This is a genomic window from Devosia sp. (assembly GCF_041917035.1).
GTDB lineage: Bacteria > Pseudomonadota > Alphaproteobacteria > Rhizobiales > Devosiaceae > Devosia_A.
Map to the genome: position 1 here is coordinate 1 of NZ_JAYRYM010000009.1, position 17,784 is coordinate 17,784.

Consider the following 17,784-nt stretch of genomic DNA (forward strand, 5'->3'; position numbering starts at 1 on the left):
GGCTGATGCCTCGCGCTGGGCAATCACAAACCAATGGGGAGCAGGCAACATCCCATGCAACTGGGGCCAACCGGATCTCCTCCAACAGCATCATCCACGAGCACTGCGAGGCACACGGGGGCCAGATTCCTGGACTGCGCGGAGACCGTCAGGGCGCTTTCTGCACGGGCGCCTCTGCCCCGATCCCAGACGTCACGAACTGCGCCCAGGCCTCCATCAGCGCCCGCCGCTTGCCGGCCTGCCGGCCCCGGCTGTACGCCCGCTCGACGTCACTGCCGACATTGTGGGCCAGCGCATGCTCGGCCATCTCTCGGGGGAACTCGGACTCCTCGCCCACCCAGGTCCGGAACGTCGCGCGCATGCCGTGGGCCGTCACGTCCGACAGCCCAAGATTCAGCCGCAGGAATGTCGACATGGCGGAGTCCGATAGCGCCCTGCCGGTTTGCTCCGAGGCAAACACCAGTCCCCTCGCACCATCTGCATGCATCGACTTCAGCAGGGCGAGGGCGGCAGAAGACAGGGGCACAAGATGCTCCTCCCCCATCTTCATGCGCGCGGCGGGGATCACCCACTGGCCGGACTCGAGGTCGATCTCCTCCCATCTCGCGCCGCGCGCCTCCATCGATCGGGTGGCCGTCAGGATCAGGAACGACAGGCACGGTGCCGTGACCCCCTTGCGCTCCTGCAGTCGGGCATAGAAGGCCGGCATGTCGCGATAGGGCATGGCCGGCTGATGGCCCTTCGGAACCACGGCGCCTGTGCTGCGGTCGCGCTTGACCTCCGGAGGCGGGCCAAGCAGCTCCCGCAACCCGCCCTCCCATCGTGCCGGGTTCTCGTGCGTGATCATGCCGTTGGCCCTCGCATAGTCGAAGACCCGCCGGACCCTGCCCGCGACGCGATGCGCGGTCTCGGGGACGGTCGACCAGTACGGGCGAAGGGCTGCCGCGACGTCGCTGGTTGTTATCGAGCCAATCGGCATCGGGCGCAACCTGGCGAGATAGTCCGGGCTCCTTGACTTGTCGCCCGGCCCCAGGACCGTCGTCTTCCACTGCTCGACGTGCTTTGGGTTCCGAAGGTTCTCGGTCGCTATCGGAACGAACTCCTCGGCGACCTTGCCGAAGGTCAGCTCCGCGGCACTCAGCGCCTGTTCCCTGGCCTCGCCCGGGTGCTTTCCCTGAACGACGTATGCCCGCGCCTCGAGGTGCCGCCGTCTCGCCTCGTGCAGGTCAACTCCCTTGGCTACCGTCCCCAGGCCGTATTCCACCGCCTTGCCGGCAAGCGTGAAGCGATACACCCAGCGCTTCTGGGTTTCGCCGAGCACGATCAGGTAGAGGCCGCCGCCATCGGCGTACTTGCCGGGCACGGCGGCGTCGACGAACTTCTTGTTGAGCCGGTTGGTAGCCATCCATCGCCTCCTGGGCCGGATGTCAGCTAGCACGGCTTCGGCCGCCAGGCCACCCCAAAAACCACCCCATTTGCGCCTGGATGTGCATGGTCTCGCGACGTTTCAGAGAGCACCATCGAACCACGATAACCTATACATATCAGCGCTCTGTGAGCATCTTGAGGTCTCTTTGTGTCTCACACTGCCTCACGAAATGACGGACTTTCTCTCCGCCACTTCTCCGATGAGCATCGGAAGCGCTGATGCAATACGTCCTCCTTGAGTGCGCCAGACATGCGGTGGTCAGCATGAACCTCGTGGACGGGCGAGGCGGGTTTCTTCTGCCTCTTGACGACGCGTTTGCTTTGCCGACTCTTTCGATCGAAGAGCATGGGCATGGTGCGGCTCCAATGGGGGGGGACCGTGGGACAGCCACTTTCGCCGGGGGAAGAGAGATTTCTTGGCCTGGCCGATAGGGGAGAACGTATTGGCGACGTGCCAGCTCCCCCGTATCAAGCGGTAGATGTCCGCCTGAAGTTCATCGGCGTCCGGTTCAGGCCAGGGGCAGCGCGGAGGCTGTTGCCCCCTGATCTCGAGCCGGCAGGCAACGACGGAGGCCTGTTCTGCGTCTACTCGGTGGCGTCGGGATGGGGAATTGCACCCTACACCGCCTGCTATGCTGCAGTGGAGGTTAAGGGTTTTGACGCGCCCGATGGTTCCTCAGGCTACTATATCGCCGCTGGATATTATTCGGGACGTGGTGGCCAGTTCATGCGAAAGCACTACAATACGAACGCCCTGGACGGGAGCAGCCACCAGTTTCAAGTAGGGGAGAGGCTGATCGGCGAAGGCGGTGCTGCCGATACGGCTGCACTAAGGCTCGTTCTAGGGGCGCCCGCGAGCGGTCCGCAGGTCTGGACTGGCGTGCATCACTACCTCGGCCTGGGCCCCAACGGCAAGGCGACGGTGTTTCCGATTGCGTTCAGTTGTCGCGTCTTCAGCGCGGAGCCAATCGCGGTGGAGATCACCGACGATGCGAGCGAACGGATGCAATGGGCCCGCCCGACCGAGTTGGTCTGGGGCATGGAACTGATTGAAGCATCACTGACATTCGGTGTGCCTCAGCCTGCCGCGGGACCGAACTACCTGACCGACACTGGCGGACAGGCCGCGCTCCTCGACACGTTTGCGCGCCTCGGACGCGGCGCAGTCATCGTCACCCCCACGGCCGAGGTCATCTCGATCAGCGCCGGCGCAAGGCCCTTCCTTGGCAGGGGCCTGGCTCTGGTGGACGGAAGACTTCGGGCCAGCAATCCCGCAGATCAGGCGGAATTCGTAGACAGGATCGCCTCTGCTACAGGCCAGACACTCGAGAGGGTTCTGTCATTGCCAATGGGAGTGCGGCGGCCGGATGGAAAGACCACCATCGTTGATGTCGTTCCCATGGGGCGAGCAGCGACAGGAGGCCCCGCAGCGTTGGTGCTCTTGAGTGATCCTGAGGCTCGTGAACCAGCCAATCGTTCCGCTACGCTCCAGCTACTCGGCCTGACTCCCGCGGAGGCCCGCATTGCCGAGTTGGTTGGCGCCGGCCTCTCACCCCGAGAGGCCGGCGAGACGCTTGGCAAGTCCGAGGGCACGGTTCGAACTACACTCAAGCATATCTACCAGAAGCTGCAAATTGGCAGACAGTCGGAACTTGCCCGCATCGTTGCGCGTCTCTAGCCAGGGGTCACGGCAGGCCGTAACTGCCGACCTTCACACCAGCCAACATCTCATAACCCGCATTCGCGCTCATCACGATGTCCGTGAACTCGAAGGCTCCAGAGATACCCTCGTACTTGCCTGTACCACCGGTCCACTTGCCGTTGAGGCCGTCAAAGCTCTCAAACAGCATGTCGCCGTCGGCGTCGGCGTATGCGCAGTTGCCGACAACGAGGTCGAAGCCCTGCGGGTTCTGGCGATACGCCATCGCGCACTTGCCCGTTAGCTTGTGACCGAAGCCCGAGCTTCCATCCGCCCGCATGAGCCACGACATCCAGCCGCCCGCCGCAGAGATACCGTCTGCCGCCTTCGGTCCGCGTGGGACGGGCCCAAATTCAGAAGTCGTCGTGTTCGTAAAGGTGTAGCGGAGTGCAACTTCGCCGGACCTGGGGAGGGCGTCCTGCGCGACCGCAGCCGAGGCCATGACGGTCGCGAGGCCAGCGAGAGAGCATAGGACGAATCGGTCGAGGAATGTGGTCTTCATCGGTGTTCTTTCCATCTATGTTGCTGCTCGACAAAGCGAGACGCAAAGCAACTAGAGCACAGTTGCCCTCCGCGAAGCTCCCATTTGGGAGCGGCGACGGACCTTGCTCTGGCCGGCATCCGAGCTGCGTTGGCCAGGTTTCAACGGCGCCGATGCAAAAGGCGACGGCGTCACGGTCACCCCGGCGATCGGTGCGTGTCATGCCCGTTCAATAATGAAACGCGCTTCGAGCTCGACGGCCAGCCTTCCCAGATCCGGCGCGAGGCGACTCCAGCCGACCCGGTATCTGTCCGATATCGCCGACAGAACGCGACCGTGGCTGCGCTTGCCGTCCAGCAGCGCGAGGAACGCAGCGGCACTGTCGCTGCAGATGAAGTCCTTCCCGGTCCCGCTGTGGCGCACGACGGTTCTGCCGGCGACGATCTCGATACTCGTCTCGGGCGAGTGCCGGAATACCGTAGCGCGGTCGATGACGGCCCCCGATTCCAGGAAGAGGGCTTCCCGCAGGTCGTCCTCCTGTGCATCCAGCGTGTCGATGATCTCGGTCGCACGGTGGATCGATCGGTGCCGCTCCAGAACGAAGGCGCGCCCGCGTTCGGCTATGCGGCGCCTCTCCTCCTCATGGCCGAGATAGTGGACAATCTGCCGCTCGAGCACCTCCAGGCCGGCGTCGGTCAGGTCGTAGAACAGGACGTGCTGGCCGTCGACCAGGGGATGGGGGATCGGCTGGACCATTCGGTCCACAAAGACCAGAGCGCCGGAGCAGATCGCTTCCCAGGTCCGAGAGTCTCCCTCCCAGGGATCGGGGTTGGCGTGCAGGACAATCCTGCTGGAATACAGGCACTCCTTGTACCTGGGATTTGTGCCCGATCGCCCGGCTGACCCGTCGGCGGAGACGGTCCCCACCTGCATCGCGAAAGCGTATTTCTGCTGCAGCGACTTGGCGAATGCGAGCAACCGGCCCCTGCCCTGGCGATACACCCAGCTGTCCGAAACGAAGTCATCGAAAAGGCAGCTGACATCGATGGGCCGCGCCGCCGGCAACCCGACGGGCGGCTCGACCATATCGTCGAGAACACAGTAGGCCGTCGGCACGACGGCGAGTCCGCCGTGGTCAACGGCCTGGTTGTCGGGCCGGTTGACGCAACTCCGCTTGAAATACAGTCTCCAGGTGAAGTCCTCCCGATCGATCACGACGCCGGGGTCGTCGTCGTAGTCGAGCATGACGGTCTTGTATCGGTAGTGGTCCTTGAGCCGCCGGAACTCGCCATGGCGAGGATTGTGCTCGACCAGATGGTTCTGGCAGAGCACGAGGATGTCCGCGGTGTCGGCATTGTCCACCAGGCGGACCCTGGGATGGGCGCCGAGGCCCTCCAGGGCCAGACGGACCTCGTTGCTCCGCGCCTCAACGTGATCGAAGCGCGGGAAATGCACGTCGTAGGTCTTCGCGGCAGGCGCCTCGGGCGCTCCCACCTGCCATAGCCGGCCGCCGCTGATGTCTTCCCAGAGCTCGCGTGCCTTGCTCAGCGGGAAGTTCTCCAGCCGGACGTGCGCCGGGTCCCGCCTTCGGATGCACTGCTTGATCTCAGCCAGGGATTGGCCCTTGCGCGCGACCATGGTGAAATCGTGCAGGACTTCGTGCTCCTCGAACATCAGCCCGATCGAAACGTCGTCGACAATGTCGTAGCGGATGTGCTGCCGGCGCTGCACCAGGCTCCTGGCCTCGGCAGCGCCGAGGAAGAAGCCGGAACCGCCAAAGAACGAGTTGCCGGGATAGCCGTCGAGTTCGTCCAGCGTTTCGATGCTCTTGCCGATGCCGACACGGCCCTTGCTCACCAGGTCGGTGCGGAGGACGTTGGTCCAGGCGATGCCGCCCGCATATCCTATCCGGTCCCTCAGTTGAACAAACCGGTCAAAGGTCGGCACCCGGATCAGGCTGCTCAGGTTCGTCCGGAAGAAGACGTCATACCTGTCCTGCAGCAGCGCCAGCGCATGGACGGTCTTGCTCAGTACACCCGGTATGATCTGCGTCTGGAAGGCGGGCGCGCACAGGCTGTCGAGATCGGATTCGGCATCCCTGATGCAATTGTCTGCAATGTGCCGGAATGGCCGGGGATCCGTATTGCGCTCCAGCAACATGTAGACGTCGATGTGCGGCCGCTCCGCCTTGAGGTGCCGGATGAGCTCGGTCCAATAGCCGGAGATATACTGAAGATAGACCGGCTGGTTGGTGGCCGCGATGACCAGGACGGCGATCTTCTTCATGGCCGCCCTGTCCCGTCTTCCGACGCGCGTGCGGCGTCGATGGAGAGAGCATCAACGGGCGCAGCAGCCGCTGCTGCAGAGCGGCCTAGCACGGCAGGCACTCGAGGTTGTGGCGCTGCTGGAAATCGAGGTCCTTGCGGTAGATTTCCTGCAACGCGCCGCGCAGCCGATCCTCGGTGAGGAGCACGTCGATCAACGACAGCTTCAGCGGAGTCGCCGACCTGTTGGCCGTATCATAGGGAAAGCCGACACCGGTGAGTTCGCGGAACGGCCGGTTGTTCTCAAGCTCGATGAAATGGTCGACCCGATCGATCCGGTAGCGGTCCAGCACGTCTGTTTGCGGCCGCGTGTGGTCATTCCATGCGGCAATGGTCTCGAGGTTCTCGAGGAACATCCCGAAGGCATCGGGGTGCTGCCCGCCTCGCAGCGCCCCGAGGAAGTCTCGATACGCGGCGTCGGTCATGGCCCGCCCGAGGTTGGTGAACAGCCATCCATCCTCGGTCTCGTACCGTGCATCGGTGATGCACCAATTGACGAATACGCTGATGGTCCGCAGGTATATGCTCCTGTAGAAAAAGACGATTTCATCGCTATCGGCGATCGCGTGAACGGGTCGATGGGGCAGCTTGTTGCTGCTGGAATATCCGCACTTGTAGTTGTTTATGAGAATGAAGCGCGGGTCGTGCGACAGCCGCTTCAGGCGAGAGTCGTAACTCGTCAATCCAATCTCCACCCGGTGGCTCGGCCAGCTGCCAGTCATGCCGACACATCACATTGTCGAGGTGCATACCGAGCCGCCGACGCCGTCACGACAGCCATCCAGACCCACGTCGCATGCCGCAAACGCGGAGACAGCCTAGTAGACCTGCGACCAGAAGTGCAGACACGACGAGCTGGTGCGGCCATATTGTCCGAGTCCGGTCGCTTGGTTGGCGGCCCGGTGATGCGGGCCGCTGCCCTGCCGTTTCGCAGGCCGTCGACGCGCTCAAGCAAACGCAACTATTCCGTAGCGAACCGGCGCTCTGGACGGCGCCCGTCCGGATTCCATCTTGAAAGACGGAGCGTCTTCATACTATCCATGATGGTCTTGCACAGTCGATCTGGGCTGAAGCTTTTTCATCGAGGGGTGCTGCTTTGAGCAGGGACGATTCCAAAGAGGAACTGAGGCGAGCGAAGGCCCTTCTGCAGTCGGCCGAGAGCGAACTACAAGGGTTGCGCGAGCAGGTCGAGAGGCTCGAACAAGCCGTCGCGGCCGGAGAAGACGACGAGATCAGTCCCACTCGCCGCGCGCTGACGCAGGCGGCGTGGACGGCCCCGATCCTCCTGTCGGTCAATCTGCCCAACGCCGTCTTTGCGAGTAACGCGTCGAGTCCGGTGAGCACTCCGGGACCGACGACAGCGCCGACCCCATCAGCGGCGCCGACACCGGCGGCTCCGACTTCGGCGCCGACGCCAGGGGCTCCGACCTCTGCTCCGACTTCGGCTCCGACAACGCCTCCGACCAGTGCTCCGACTTCGGCACCGACCAGCGCGCCAACCTTGGCACCAACACCTGCCCCCTGATGGACGGCGAGGTGGGCAGCGGCGCGATTCTGCCGCGCCGCAGCCTGGGTGTCCGGCAGTTTACCGCGGGCGATGAGCTCGTGCTGGTCTGCGACGCACGTCACGTGCGGAGCGATGGGCCGGCAGGGGCTCGGGCGGCGCTCACTCTGAACGCCTCGGGGCGCGCGATCTGGGAGCTGTGCGACGGCGAGCACCGCTTCGATCAGATCGTCGGCACGCTCGGAAGACGCTTCTCCGTGGGCGAGGACGTGCTTGGCCCGCAGGTCCGGCACGTGCTGGCACAAATGGAGCGGCAGGGCTTTCTGCGCGGGGTCGAGACACCGGCAGCATCCGGCCCGGACACGACATTCGTCATCGGCATCGAGGACAAGCCGTACTTCTGGTGGCAGGCGGCCATCTTTCTCGAGTCACTCGAAGGCAAGCTCCCCGCGGGATGGCGCCCCTTCGTCGTGATCTGCAACAATGGCAGGCCCGTCTCGCCGGAGCTGCGCAAGATCCTCGAGTGCTATGGAACCGAGTTCTGCACCGGCACCAACCATGCCGAAACCAACCGCATCGATGTGGGACTGAATGGCGGCGAGTGCCATGCCGCGCTCAACCGCGTGGAAGCGCTTGCTGCGGCCGGTCGGACCGTTGGCAGCGGCGAACTCGTCAGCGTGCTGGATTCCGACATATTCCTCTACGGGGACCTGAACCTGCAGGTCATGCCGACCAAGTGCGCCCTGTCGCGCAACTGGCACATCGCGGCCCCGAAATTCTTTTCCACCGTCGACAAGAACAACGGCAAGGGAATCGATCTCGGCAAGCTGCTCGATGCGATGGGATGCGAGCAGCCGTTCCGTCCGGGCGGCGTCAACGTCTTCGTGACGGGGGCAGTCGCGCAAAACCCGAAGTTCATTGCGGATTGCTTCCGCTTCGCCCATGCGCTGTTCCTTCTGGGGCGCGCTGCCGGAGCCGAGTCGGCCTGGATTGCCGAGATGCCGTGCTTCGCGCTGGCGCTGACCACCAACGGAATCGAGTACGAGCTCATCGAAGCCAAGGAACTGCTGGTTTCCGACTGCGACGAAGCGGAAATTCCCAACGGCGCCTTCTACCACTACTACAGCGATCCTAGGGATTTCGGCAGATCGGCATTTCGGGGTTCGAAATGGCATAAACAGGCCTACAGGAACAATTTCCTGGACACCGACTTTGAGCATTTCGCGCGCGAGGCAACGACAGACCATGAACGCTACTTCTTCGAACTCGCGAGGCGCTGCCGACAGCGGCTCGATGTATGAGACGCCGCCGGACCTGGTCGTCGACCAGATGGAGTTTCTGAAGAAGACTCCGACGCTCGGCCTCGGCTTCCGGAAGACGTCCGTCGACCCGGTCCTCCACGAAAGGCTGCTGCATCACCTGCGCAGCAACGTTCACAAGTTCACCTCGGAGCCGGAGACCGGGTTCATCCGGTCCGAGAATCCGAGGGCCTTTCCATCGCTGCTCTACCAGGACGAGGCGTTCAACCAGGCGTTGATGTCCGACCTGCTGCCCCTCCACGAGGAATGGGCCGGCAGGCCGCTGGTCAAGGCGGCCTGCTACGGCATTCGCGTCTATCAGCCGCGCAGCTACCTCTACAACCACTACGACCGGGCCCGCACCCATGTCGTCAGTTCAACGATCTGCGTCGACCATCGGCTGAACAGCCCGTGGCCCCTCTATATCGAGGATGCCGAAGGGCGCCCGCACGAGGTGTCGGTGGAACCCGGAGAAATGGTGTTCTTCGAGGGTGCCCGGCTGAAGCACGGACGCCCGTACCCGCTGGACGGGGAGTATTACGCAAACATCTTCGTCCACTATACGCCGCTCGGTTGGGAAGCCAATTTCAGCTGACGCCCTCCGGATCCTCGCAAGCGGCATGAAGTCCCTCATCCACAGCGTCTACCTTGGCGGGGCCGCCGGCCTCAGCAATCTGGTCATGTCGATCGAACTCGGCGTGGTCATGGCCAGTCTGACCGATCGTGTCCTCGTCCTGAAGGGCAATCATTTCCCGCGCGCCAACAGGGTCGACTATTCCGGGGAAGTCTCGAACCGCTACCCCAGTCGCGTGACCGACCTGATGGATCTGGGCGTTCCCTGGCTGAACGAGGAGAACGTCAATCTGGCGGGATACGCCGCGCAGGAGATCTGCGGGCAACCGGCCTGGGAGGCGGTCTGTTCCTTTCCAGGTCACCTGTCCACCGACACCGCCGACTTCAGGTCCTTTGCCGGACGCAGGTCGGCGAGAGTGATCGTCGGCGAGGAACAACAGGACATCCCTGCCCTCGCCTTCAGCGGTGGGCCGGATGCGATGACGCTCAGCTTCTATTCGTCGTTCTTCTACCTCGACCGGCCTTCGCAACTGGTTGCACACGACGCCCTGCGCCGCATGCGGCCCAAGCCGGAGATCGCGGACCTCGCAAACCGGATTGCCCGCGATCTCGGCGCCTTCAATGCCGTTCACATCCGTCGCGGCGATTTCAAGGTGACGTCCGGCGTCACGACGCTCGACCGCACCGGCGCAGAAGCCGTCGCGGCGATGGACAAGCATTTCAAGCGAAATGACCGGCTGGTCGTCTTGACCGACGAGGCGAACGACCCCTTCTTCGACGTGATCCGGGAGAGCTACGACGACCTGGTCTTCATCGACTGGCACATTCTGCGCCAGTACGGCCGGGAGTTTCACGACCTGCCGGCGCACGACAGCATTGCGCTCGCATACCTGTCGCAACTCATCGCGGCTCAGTCGATGGATTTCATCGGCACCATGACCAGCACCTTCACGGCGCTCATCCAGCGCTATCGCGGCAATTCGGGCAAGGAGGAGCGCTTCAAGTATCTCTGGAACGAGCTCCCGCCCGCCGGGGCCAGGATCGAGCCGGGACGGCATGCCCTTGGAGACGACGTGCCGCTCGACAACGGTGTGATGATCGAAGCCGGAAGCGGGCCATATAGCTGGAATCGCGTCAACCAGCGGTTCAACAATGGCTGGATGCGCGAATGGCCGGAGAGCTTCCTCGATGACGGGGCCGCACTCGAGAGATCTGCGCGGCGCGAGTACTCCGTCGGTTCCCGCAGGGAACTCGGACCTGCTCAAGCCTCGAAGGGGGACGCCGCCGAGGTCGAGACCCATGCGATCGGATTTCGGGGCCGATCGCTGCTGGTGAAGAGCAACGACAAGCGCCTCTCCGAATCGATCCGTCAATTGTTCAAGACCATGATCGTGTCGGACGCCGGCCCGGGTGACGGCGAACTCGTCATCGAGGTGGGCGACGGCAGTGCCCGGCTATTGCTGAACGGCGCGGAAATCGGGGCGCGGCCCGGCGGCGGCGCACTCCTGCGACCGCTGTACCGTGAAGTCGTCCGACAGTTCATTCACCTCCACCCCGAGCTCGTGTGGATGCACGCCGCATGCGCCGCGAGCGAGAGGGGCGCGGTGATCCTGCCCGGATCATGGGGCAGCGGGAAGACCACGCTTGCCCTCGAACTCGTCAAGAAATCGTACACGTTCCTGTCCGACGACATCGTGCCCTTCGACCCGGAGAACGGTACGGTGATCCCGTTTCCGGCGACCCCGCAGGTGCGGCCGCAAAGCGGCGCGAGTTCACGCGACGCGCTGGGCAGCCTGCCGAAATCCCCATTCCTGCTCGACGAGCAGCAGATCGCGGCCTCGCCCGCCCACCTGTCATTGATCGCATTCCCCTGGTTCGTAGCGGGCTCAAGGGCGGAACTTGCTCCAGTCTCGCCGGGCCACATGGTCGGCAAGCTGCTTGAAAACAGCCTGAGTTTCCCGGCCAACGAAGATGCCACAATCCAGAAGATGTGCGACGCCGTGGCCTCTCTTCCAGCCTACGACCTGTTTTACGATCGCGCCGATGAGGCTGCGGACCTGCTGGTGGGTGTCATTGCCTGAGCGTATGTCAACGTTCTGGAGCGTGCCGTCGAGGGAGCAACGGAAATGCGAAACGTCGAAGTCACCGTATCGTTGACGGATGGCCGCAGTCACACGTGCGTGCTGCCGGAGAACGCGCCGGTGCTGGCCGATCTCTATGTCGGAATGGCCGGCTCGCGGATGGCGGGGCACCAGGGAACGCTGATCCAGTTGCCAGCAAGAGGCGGACGGGCTGCGTTCTCGTTCATGTCGACATCCGTCCTGTCGGTGATGACCGAGCCGCCTGTCCTCGTCAATGCCTGCGGGCCGCTACCGGGGACCACACCTGCCGCCCTGCCCGCGGCACCCGGCGACCGGTTCGTGCGGATCGATGACTTCCTCACGCCTGCCGAGAACGAGGACCTGCTCCGGTTCGCGATCGAACAGGAGGAGAACTACACGACGAGCGGAGTCTACAACGACAAGCAGCACACGACCAACGCAAGCGTCCGGCGGTCAAGGGTCCTGTTCAAGATCGCGGAAACCCCATGGAAGCCGCTGTTCATCGAGCGCCTGAAACTGCACCTGCCCCACCTGCTCAAAACACTGAAGGTTCCGGCGTTCACTGTCGGTGAAGTCGAGATCCAGCTGACCGCCAGCAATGACGGCGATTTCTTCAAGCGGCATGCCGATACCGATCGCAACAACGAGTCGATCGCCTCGCGCCAGCTGACCTTCGTCTACTACCTCAATCGGACCCCGAAGCCCTATTCCGGCGGCAATATCCTGTTCTACGACGAGCGGGCCGGGACCGCCGACGATCGGGGTGCCGGCGTCAGTTCCGTGACTCCGGCGAACAACTGCCTCGTCTCGTTTGCCAGTGACCGCTGGCACGAGGTGGACATGGTCCGCTGCCCGAGCGGCGCGTTCGCCGACAGCCGCTTCACCGTCAATGGCTGGTTCCGCAGCCAGGCCACGACCGCAAGCGCCGGCCACCCGGGGTGAGGATGGACGCCAGGATCTTCGTGGCGATTGCGGCCTATTGCGATCCGGAACTGCCGCGGACGCTGGATGATTGCCTGTCCAGTGCCAGGTACCCGGAGGCTCTGCGCTTCGGGATATGCTGGCAGTACGACGAGAACGTGCCTGTCGATCTGTCGAGGTTTCGAGGCGACAAGAGATTCCGCTTTTCCGAACATCCGATCAGGGAAAGCAATGGAGGATCGTGGGCGCGCAACATCGCGCAGGGCCTCTGGGATGGCGAACCCTATTCGCTGCAGGTCGACTCCCACATGGCCTTTGCCCGCTATTGGGATGTCGAGCTCATTCGGATGATGCAGACCTTCCCGGCAGACAAGCCGCTGATCACGATGATTGCGCCGTTGTTCAGGATCGGCCAGGACAAGGAACTGCGGCGGCAGACCGACAAGGGAATCCGCGCGTCGCGCGTCGCGGACTGGTCGGCCGAATCCGGCTGGTCGCCCTGGCTCGACTGGGGGCTGGTCGGCAATGCGCGGTTTGTGCGCAACCGCTTCCTCTCCGGCGGCTTCGTTTTTTCGCCCGGACGATGGAACGAGGACGTGCGCCAAGACCCGGATCACTATTACTGGGGGGAGGAGTTCGCTCTGACGCTGAGGTCCTTCACCCACGGATACGACATGTTCCTGCCGGACTTGATACCCGTCTGGCACATGGAGCACACCAAGGCCCCGCCCAGACGACACTGGGAGAACGGGAGGGAGGTGGTCGATGCTAAAAATCGAATCGCCTTCGATCGCCTGCGGAAACTTGCCTATTCCGGTGAAGGCACAAGCGAGCCTTCGCTCGGTCGATATGGTCTTGGCCCCACGCGAACGCTGGCCGAGTATGAACGTTTCGCCGGGCTTGATCTCGTGAACAAGCGGGCCCATCCTGACGTCTTCAGTGGTCTTCCACCGGATCCGGTCACGATCCGCGACGAGAGCGACTGGGCACAATGCGTTACCATTGAACGTTTCCGGCAATTGGCGGGTGGCGACCTGCGGGCGCCACAACAACAATCGTAGACGTACAGGACCCGGCAATGTTCTACACAGTCTTCAGCACCAACGATTCCCCCTACATGCAGTGGCAGTCCGACCTGCTGGAGCATTCCTGGAAACGGGTCGGACAGGAAGGCGTGCTGATCCGGCTCGTCGCCACGGACAAGCCGGACAAGCTGCCGCTGCAGAAATACGCCCATTGCGTCGCCACCAGGCTGCACGACGTCAATCCGGACACGGGCGATGCCTACGTGATCTACAACAAGCCCGCTTCGCTGCTGGAGTGGGTGTTCAGCGACAAGCCGGAAGGCACCGTGCTCCTGGTCGATCCGGACTGTGTCTTCCGCGGGCCGGTTACGCGCCGTGTCACCCCGGGTCGGCCGGCCGGTCAGGACTGGATCGACTTCCGCGTCGGACCGGCCGGGGCCGACAGCCCCTTCGGACTGGGGGACAGGTTCTCGTTCCTCAATGCGCATTGCGCGCGCACCGACCTGTCGATAGCGCCGGTGATGATCCCGACGCTCATTCACACCAGCGACCTGCGCAAGATCTGTGCGCGTTGGCTTCAGCTCTGTGCGATCGTCCGCGACCATCTTCGCGACGCCAAAGGCCAGAAGGTCTGGGAATCGGACATGTTCGCCTACCTGGCGGCCTGCGCCGAGTACGGTCTCTCGCATGAGCCGGCGTCACTGGGAATCTGTACGAACTGGGATGCCGCCAGAGCTCCGGATTGCCCGGTGATCCACTACTGCCAGCCGATCGCGGCGGCCGACGGAACCAGCATCTTCTCGAAGTTCACCTATGAACCCTGGAAGCGTATCGACACTGCACTGGAGCCGCAGACCGACTATGGGCGCGACCTTGTCGAGATCATCAACGATTGCGCCACTGCCAACGGCGTGCCGCCCGTTGCGACATCGACAAGCCGACCCAGATGGCGCGATGGCGTAATGGAGGGTCGTGTCCTCGACGAGATGCTGCTCGAGAACACGGCGAACGGCGGCAGCATCTGGCTCAACGGCGCCGGAAAGGCCGTGTGGGAACTCTGTGAAGGCAAGCTGAGGATCGACGAGATCGGGACTGTGCTCAGCCAGAGGTTCGCCGCGGATCGCGGTGCGGTGGTTGCCGATGTGGTGCGCACGGTCGAGGCGCTTCGCGAGGCCGGATTCATCGACGTCAACTGAGCCGACGCATCTAGTTTCGCTTGCCCTTCCAGAAAAAGCCGAGGTGTCGCCGCCACCAGGCGGGATTGGCCATGTTCCTCAGCAAACGGGTACGGAGCGCGGAATCCGACAATTCCCGGCGAAGCAGGATCAAGGGCCGAAGCACGCGGGAGCCGTGCCTCTGGAGGCCCGGCCTCGACACCTGGTAGACGGCGCGCCGGTAAAGCAGGTTGACGGCAGGGCCGGGAACGATGCCGGCCGGAATGGGCGTACCCATCAGCCGGCCTGCCGCAAGGCAATGAAAGGCCAGCTGGCGACTTCTGCCTTCGGCGGCAAACCTCTCGCGGATTCTCTGCCAGTCGATCTTGTCCGGAGCAAGGTCCGCCAGGAGGGAGAAATCATGCAGTGCGCGCAACGGGAATTGCCCGAGCGCCATGGCATGGTCGTTCAGTTGCGCGTGGGCAACGTTGTTGACGATCTGGTGGGTGATCGAAGGCACGCCGAGCCTCGCACCGGCAGCACGCACGGTCTCGCTTTCATCGATGAGTTCCCGCGCCGTCAGCACGTTCTGGTTGGGATACTCCATGACCTCGCCATGCAGGTCGATGCTGGCAAGCCGATCGCGGCGAAAGTAGACGCCGATCAGCTTCTCGCGTGGGTGCGGAACCTTTGGTGCGCGATGGTATCCCATGTCCGCCAACACCGTCTCGCATCTGCCTGACACCGCACGAGGAACGATGACATCGAGATCGCTCATCACCCGGGTTCCGGGGTCGGGGTAAAGACCCGAGAGCAGCCCCGCGCCGCCCTTGATCAGAATTGGCACCACGTCGACCGCGTTCAGCCTGGATGCCAGATCGATTGCCTCCTCACGCAGCTTGCCGTTGCGTCGACGATTGAGCTCAAGCAATGCCTGGCTGTGCCTCGTCACCAGCGACGGCACCTTGCTGGAGAGATCCAGCTCTTCAATTCTCGATGCGATGGCCGGCCCGACCATTTGATCCATGTACATTTGCACGAACCCGGACCAGAACGCTTTGGGATCGTCCAGGCGTCTTTCCAGCTGCTCCACCAGTCTGTCGCGGCTGGAACGCCCGAGCAGGCCGCACACGAGGTTGAAGACATTGTCCATCAGGGGCTCAGCTCGCATGATACTCCTGCCCGGGGGCGTGGACTGCGCGTGACGGCCAAGCGCAGCGTGACGCAGCAATTGCCACGTGTTCCGCCGCGCACATGTGCAATGAAGCGTCCGATCGTCTCCTCGATCGAGGAGATATCCAGCCCCAGCCCGAGCCTGTCGATCCGTTCGGGCCGCATGTCAGCCGTTCTTCCGAACCTGGCGCTCGATCCACTCATAGGTGCGCTCGAGACCGGCGGTCAGCGTCTGCGACGGGCGCCAGCCGAGCTTTTCCTCGATGAGGCGGTTGTCCGAGTTGCGACCGCGCACGCCGGTGGGACCGGGGATGTGGTGCTTGTCGATCCGCTTGCCGGCAATCTCGGCGACGATGTCCACGAGGCCGTTGATCGTCACCATTTCCTCCGAGCCGATGTTGACCGGCCCCTCGAAGGCCGAGCGCATCAGCCGGGTGGTGCCTTCGAGGCATTCATCGACATACAGGAACGAGCGCGTCTGCTTGCCGTCTCCCCAGATCTCGATGGCGTCGCCGGAGCTGGCCATCGCCACCTTGCGACAGATGGCGGCCGGCGCCTTCTCCTTGCCGCCCATCCAGGTGCCTTCCGGCCCGAAGATGTTGTGGTAGCGCGCCACCCGGTTCCGCATGCCGTAGTTGCGGTTGTAGGAGAGGAAAAGCCGTTCCGAGAACAGCTTCTCCCACCCGTACTCGCTGTCCGGCGCCGCCGGATAGGCCGAGGCTTCCGCGCAGTTGGGGTTGTCCGGGTCTTCCTGGTTGTAGGCGGGGTAGATGCACGCCGAGGACGAGTAGAAGACGCTGCGGATGTTCCGCCGGTGGCAGCGGTCGGCGATGTTGAGGTTGATCATCGCCGAATTGTGCATGATCGCGGCGTCGTGCTCGCCGGTGAAGATGTAGCCGGCGCCGCCCATGTCGGCCGCCAGCTGAAACACTTCGTCGAAGCGCCGGTCGATGGCGAGGTCGCAAACCTCGGCGCGCCGGAGGTCGCCGACGATGAAGTCATCCGCATCCGTTTCGGAATACTCGGGGAACTTCAGGTCGACCCCGCGCACCCAGAAGCCTTCCCGCTTCAGGCGGCGCACCAGGTGGCTGCCGATGAAGCCCCCGGCTCCCAGGACCAGTGCGTGCTTTGCGCTCATGTGCGGCTCCAGACTCTCATTGGCACCTGCGACCCCCGACCATCATCCCGCCGCCATCGGCAGGTATGCTGTTTACTACATCGCGTGCCGGCCGGAAGAGCGGAAGGCCTTCGGCGATCGCGCCGTTCGGCGTCGGTCGCGACACTGTCGACGTTTCCGCCTGCACCGCGGGCGACTTAGCACTGGCCATACCTCCGAAAACGTCATCGTGCCGCCGAGACGGCGCAAGGAGCGTCCGAAGGGCAGACCGGCCTCCTCGAGAGTTCGGATGAGACGAGGGCGGCCACGAGATAAAAGCTTGGCGCTCGACCGGCTCGCATCTGCAGGCTGCTTCGCAGCGGTGTTGGCGGGCGGATGCCGCGGACGAAAACGCCCGGGTAGTCCGGGCGTCTGGCGAACGGCACTGAATGCTGCGGGCATCGCCACCGTGACTAACCCTTCTGCAATGCGCGCTGGAGGAGCGCGGTCGAATAGAACTCGTACGAGGCCGCCTTGTCCGGGAAATCGATCAGATGGACCGTGAAGCGGCAGGGTACGCCATTTTCGGGCAGGTTGTCGGCGAAGAAGGATGAGTACGCCTCGGCATAGGCTTTCCGGAGGCGATCCTGCTCGGCGGCATATCCGGCGGGGTCGGCGAGGATGTTCGGGGTCTTCGGCTGGGCACCGAACGCGTGCATTTCGATGAAGTCGATGTCCCGCAAGGACGAGCAGAGTCCGGCTTCGACCAGCCATTTCTCCCAGCACCTGAAGACCAGTGCGACTTCCTGGTGGGGATCCATCGAAACGAGTTCGGTGAGTCCCAATACGCCCTTCGCCGAGTAGCCACCCGTCAGGCCAGCGAAATGGATCTTGAGGTCGCCATCCGCCTGTTCCTCGGTGACCAGCGCCGAGAGAACAGGGCGATCCCCTTCATAGTAGTAGGTGAGTTTGCCGCGCTTCCGGACATTGAATGCCATCGAATTTC

General features: G+C 63.5%; 14 protein-coding genes. 7 read left to right on the forward strand and 7 right to left on the reverse strand.

Going from position 1 to position 17,784, the window contains the following annotated elements:
- Nucleotides 1–148 precede the first annotated feature (148 nt).
- Nucleotides 149–1,405, reverse strand: a complete 1,257-nt coding sequence (locus tag ACE3TU_RS02255) for a tyrosine-type recombinase/integrase (protein ID WP_374619688.1) — start codon at nucleotides 1,403–1,405, stop codon at nucleotides 149–151.
- A 558-nt stretch (nucleotides 1,406–1,963) separates the two neighbouring features.
- On the opposite strand from ACE3TU_RS02255, the gene ACE3TU_RS02260 reads away from it, so the two are divergent.
- Nucleotides 1,964–3,106: a helix-turn-helix transcriptional regulator gene (locus ACE3TU_RS02260; protein ID WP_374619690.1), complete on the forward strand. Its 1,143-nt coding sequence runs from the start codon at nucleotides 1,964–1,966 to the stop codon at nucleotides 3,104–3,106.
- A 7-nt stretch (nucleotides 3,107–3,113) separates the two neighbouring features.
- Here ACE3TU_RS02260 and ACE3TU_RS02265 read toward each other — a convergent pair whose 3' ends face one another.
- From ACE3TU_RS02265 to ACE3TU_RS02275, 3 genes are all read right to left on the reverse strand, one after another.
- On the reverse strand, nucleotides 3,114–3,629 hold the full coding sequence (locus ACE3TU_RS02265; RefSeq protein ID WP_374619692.1) for a hypothetical protein: 516 nt from the start codon (nucleotides 3,627–3,629) through the stop codon (nucleotides 3,114–3,116).
- 198 nt (nucleotides 3,630–3,827) lie between these two features.
- Nucleotides 3,828–5,894, reverse strand: coding sequence for a glycosyltransferase (locus tag ACE3TU_RS02270; RefSeq protein ID WP_374619695.1), 2,067 nt, complete (start codon nucleotides 5,892–5,894; stop codon nucleotides 3,828–3,830).
- Nucleotides 5,895–5,979: 85 nt separating this feature from the next.
- On the reverse strand, nucleotides 5,980–6,615 hold the full coding sequence (locus ACE3TU_RS02275) for a hypothetical protein (protein ID WP_374619696.1): 636 nt from the start codon (nucleotides 6,613–6,615) through the stop codon (nucleotides 5,980–5,982).
- An 841-nt stretch (nucleotides 6,616–7,456) separates the two neighbouring features.
- On the opposite strand from ACE3TU_RS02275, the gene ACE3TU_RS02280 reads away from it, so the two are divergent.
- The 6 genes from ACE3TU_RS02280 to ACE3TU_RS02305 all read left to right on the forward strand — a co-directional run bounded on the left by ACE3TU_RS02280 (nucleotide 7,457) and on the right by ACE3TU_RS02305 (nucleotide 14,551).
- Nucleotides 7,457–8,737, forward strand: a complete 1,281-nt coding sequence (locus ACE3TU_RS02280) for a PqqD family peptide modification chaperone (RefSeq protein WP_374619698.1) — start codon at nucleotides 7,457–7,459, stop codon at nucleotides 8,735–8,737.
- On the forward strand, nucleotides 8,682–9,329 hold the full coding sequence (locus ACE3TU_RS02285; RefSeq protein ID WP_374619701.1) for a hypothetical protein: 648 nt from the start codon (nucleotides 8,682–8,684) through the stop codon (nucleotides 9,327–9,329). The genes ACE3TU_RS02280 and ACE3TU_RS02285 overlap by 56 nt, the downstream gene beginning before the upstream one ends.
- Nucleotides 9,330–9,723: 394 nt before the next feature.
- Nucleotides 9,724–11,388 (forward strand): hypothetical protein, encoded by a 1,665-nt coding sequence (locus ACE3TU_RS02290; RefSeq protein WP_374619703.1) that lies wholly within the window; start codon nucleotides 9,724–9,726, stop codon nucleotides 11,386–11,388.
- Between the two features lie 45 nt (nucleotides 11,389–11,433).
- Nucleotides 11,434–12,351: a 2OG-Fe(II) oxygenase gene (locus ACE3TU_RS02295; protein WP_374619704.1), complete on the forward strand. Its 918-nt coding sequence runs from the start codon at nucleotides 11,434–11,436 to the stop codon at nucleotides 12,349–12,351.
- 2 nt (nucleotides 12,352–12,353) lie between these two features.
- A complete protein-coding gene (locus ACE3TU_RS02300) occupies nucleotides 12,354–13,391 on the forward strand; it encodes a GlcNAc-transferase family protein (RefSeq protein ID WP_374619707.1) in 1,038 nt (345 codons plus the stop codon).
- Between the two features lie 17 nt (nucleotides 13,392–13,408).
- Nucleotides 13,409–14,551 carry a PqqD family protein gene (locus ACE3TU_RS02305; protein WP_374619709.1) on the forward strand — a complete coding sequence of 381 codons (1,143 nt, stop codon included), beginning with the start codon at nucleotides 13,409–13,411 and terminating at the stop codon, nucleotides 14,549–14,551.
- 10 nt (nucleotides 14,552–14,561) lie between these two features.
- Here the strand turns inward: ACE3TU_RS02305 and ACE3TU_RS02310 are convergent, their stop codons facing one another.
- From ACE3TU_RS02310 to ACE3TU_RS02320, 3 genes are all read right to left on the reverse strand, one after another.
- Nucleotides 14,562–15,662, reverse strand: a complete 1,101-nt coding sequence (locus tag ACE3TU_RS02310) for a nucleotidyltransferase family protein (RefSeq protein ID WP_374619711.1) — start codon at nucleotides 15,660–15,662, stop codon at nucleotides 14,562–14,564.
- A 186-nt stretch (nucleotides 15,663–15,848) separates the two neighbouring features.
- Nucleotides 15,849–16,820, reverse strand: a complete 972-nt coding sequence (locus ACE3TU_RS02315) for an NAD-dependent epimerase/dehydratase family protein (protein ID WP_374619714.1) — start codon at nucleotides 16,818–16,820, stop codon at nucleotides 15,849–15,851.
- 431 nt (nucleotides 16,821–17,251) lie between these two features.
- A complete protein-coding gene (locus tag ACE3TU_RS02320; protein WP_374619717.1) occupies nucleotides 17,252–17,776 on the reverse strand; it encodes a hypothetical protein in 525 nt (174 codons plus the stop codon).
- Between the last annotated feature and the right edge of the window lie 8 nt (nucleotides 17,777–17,784).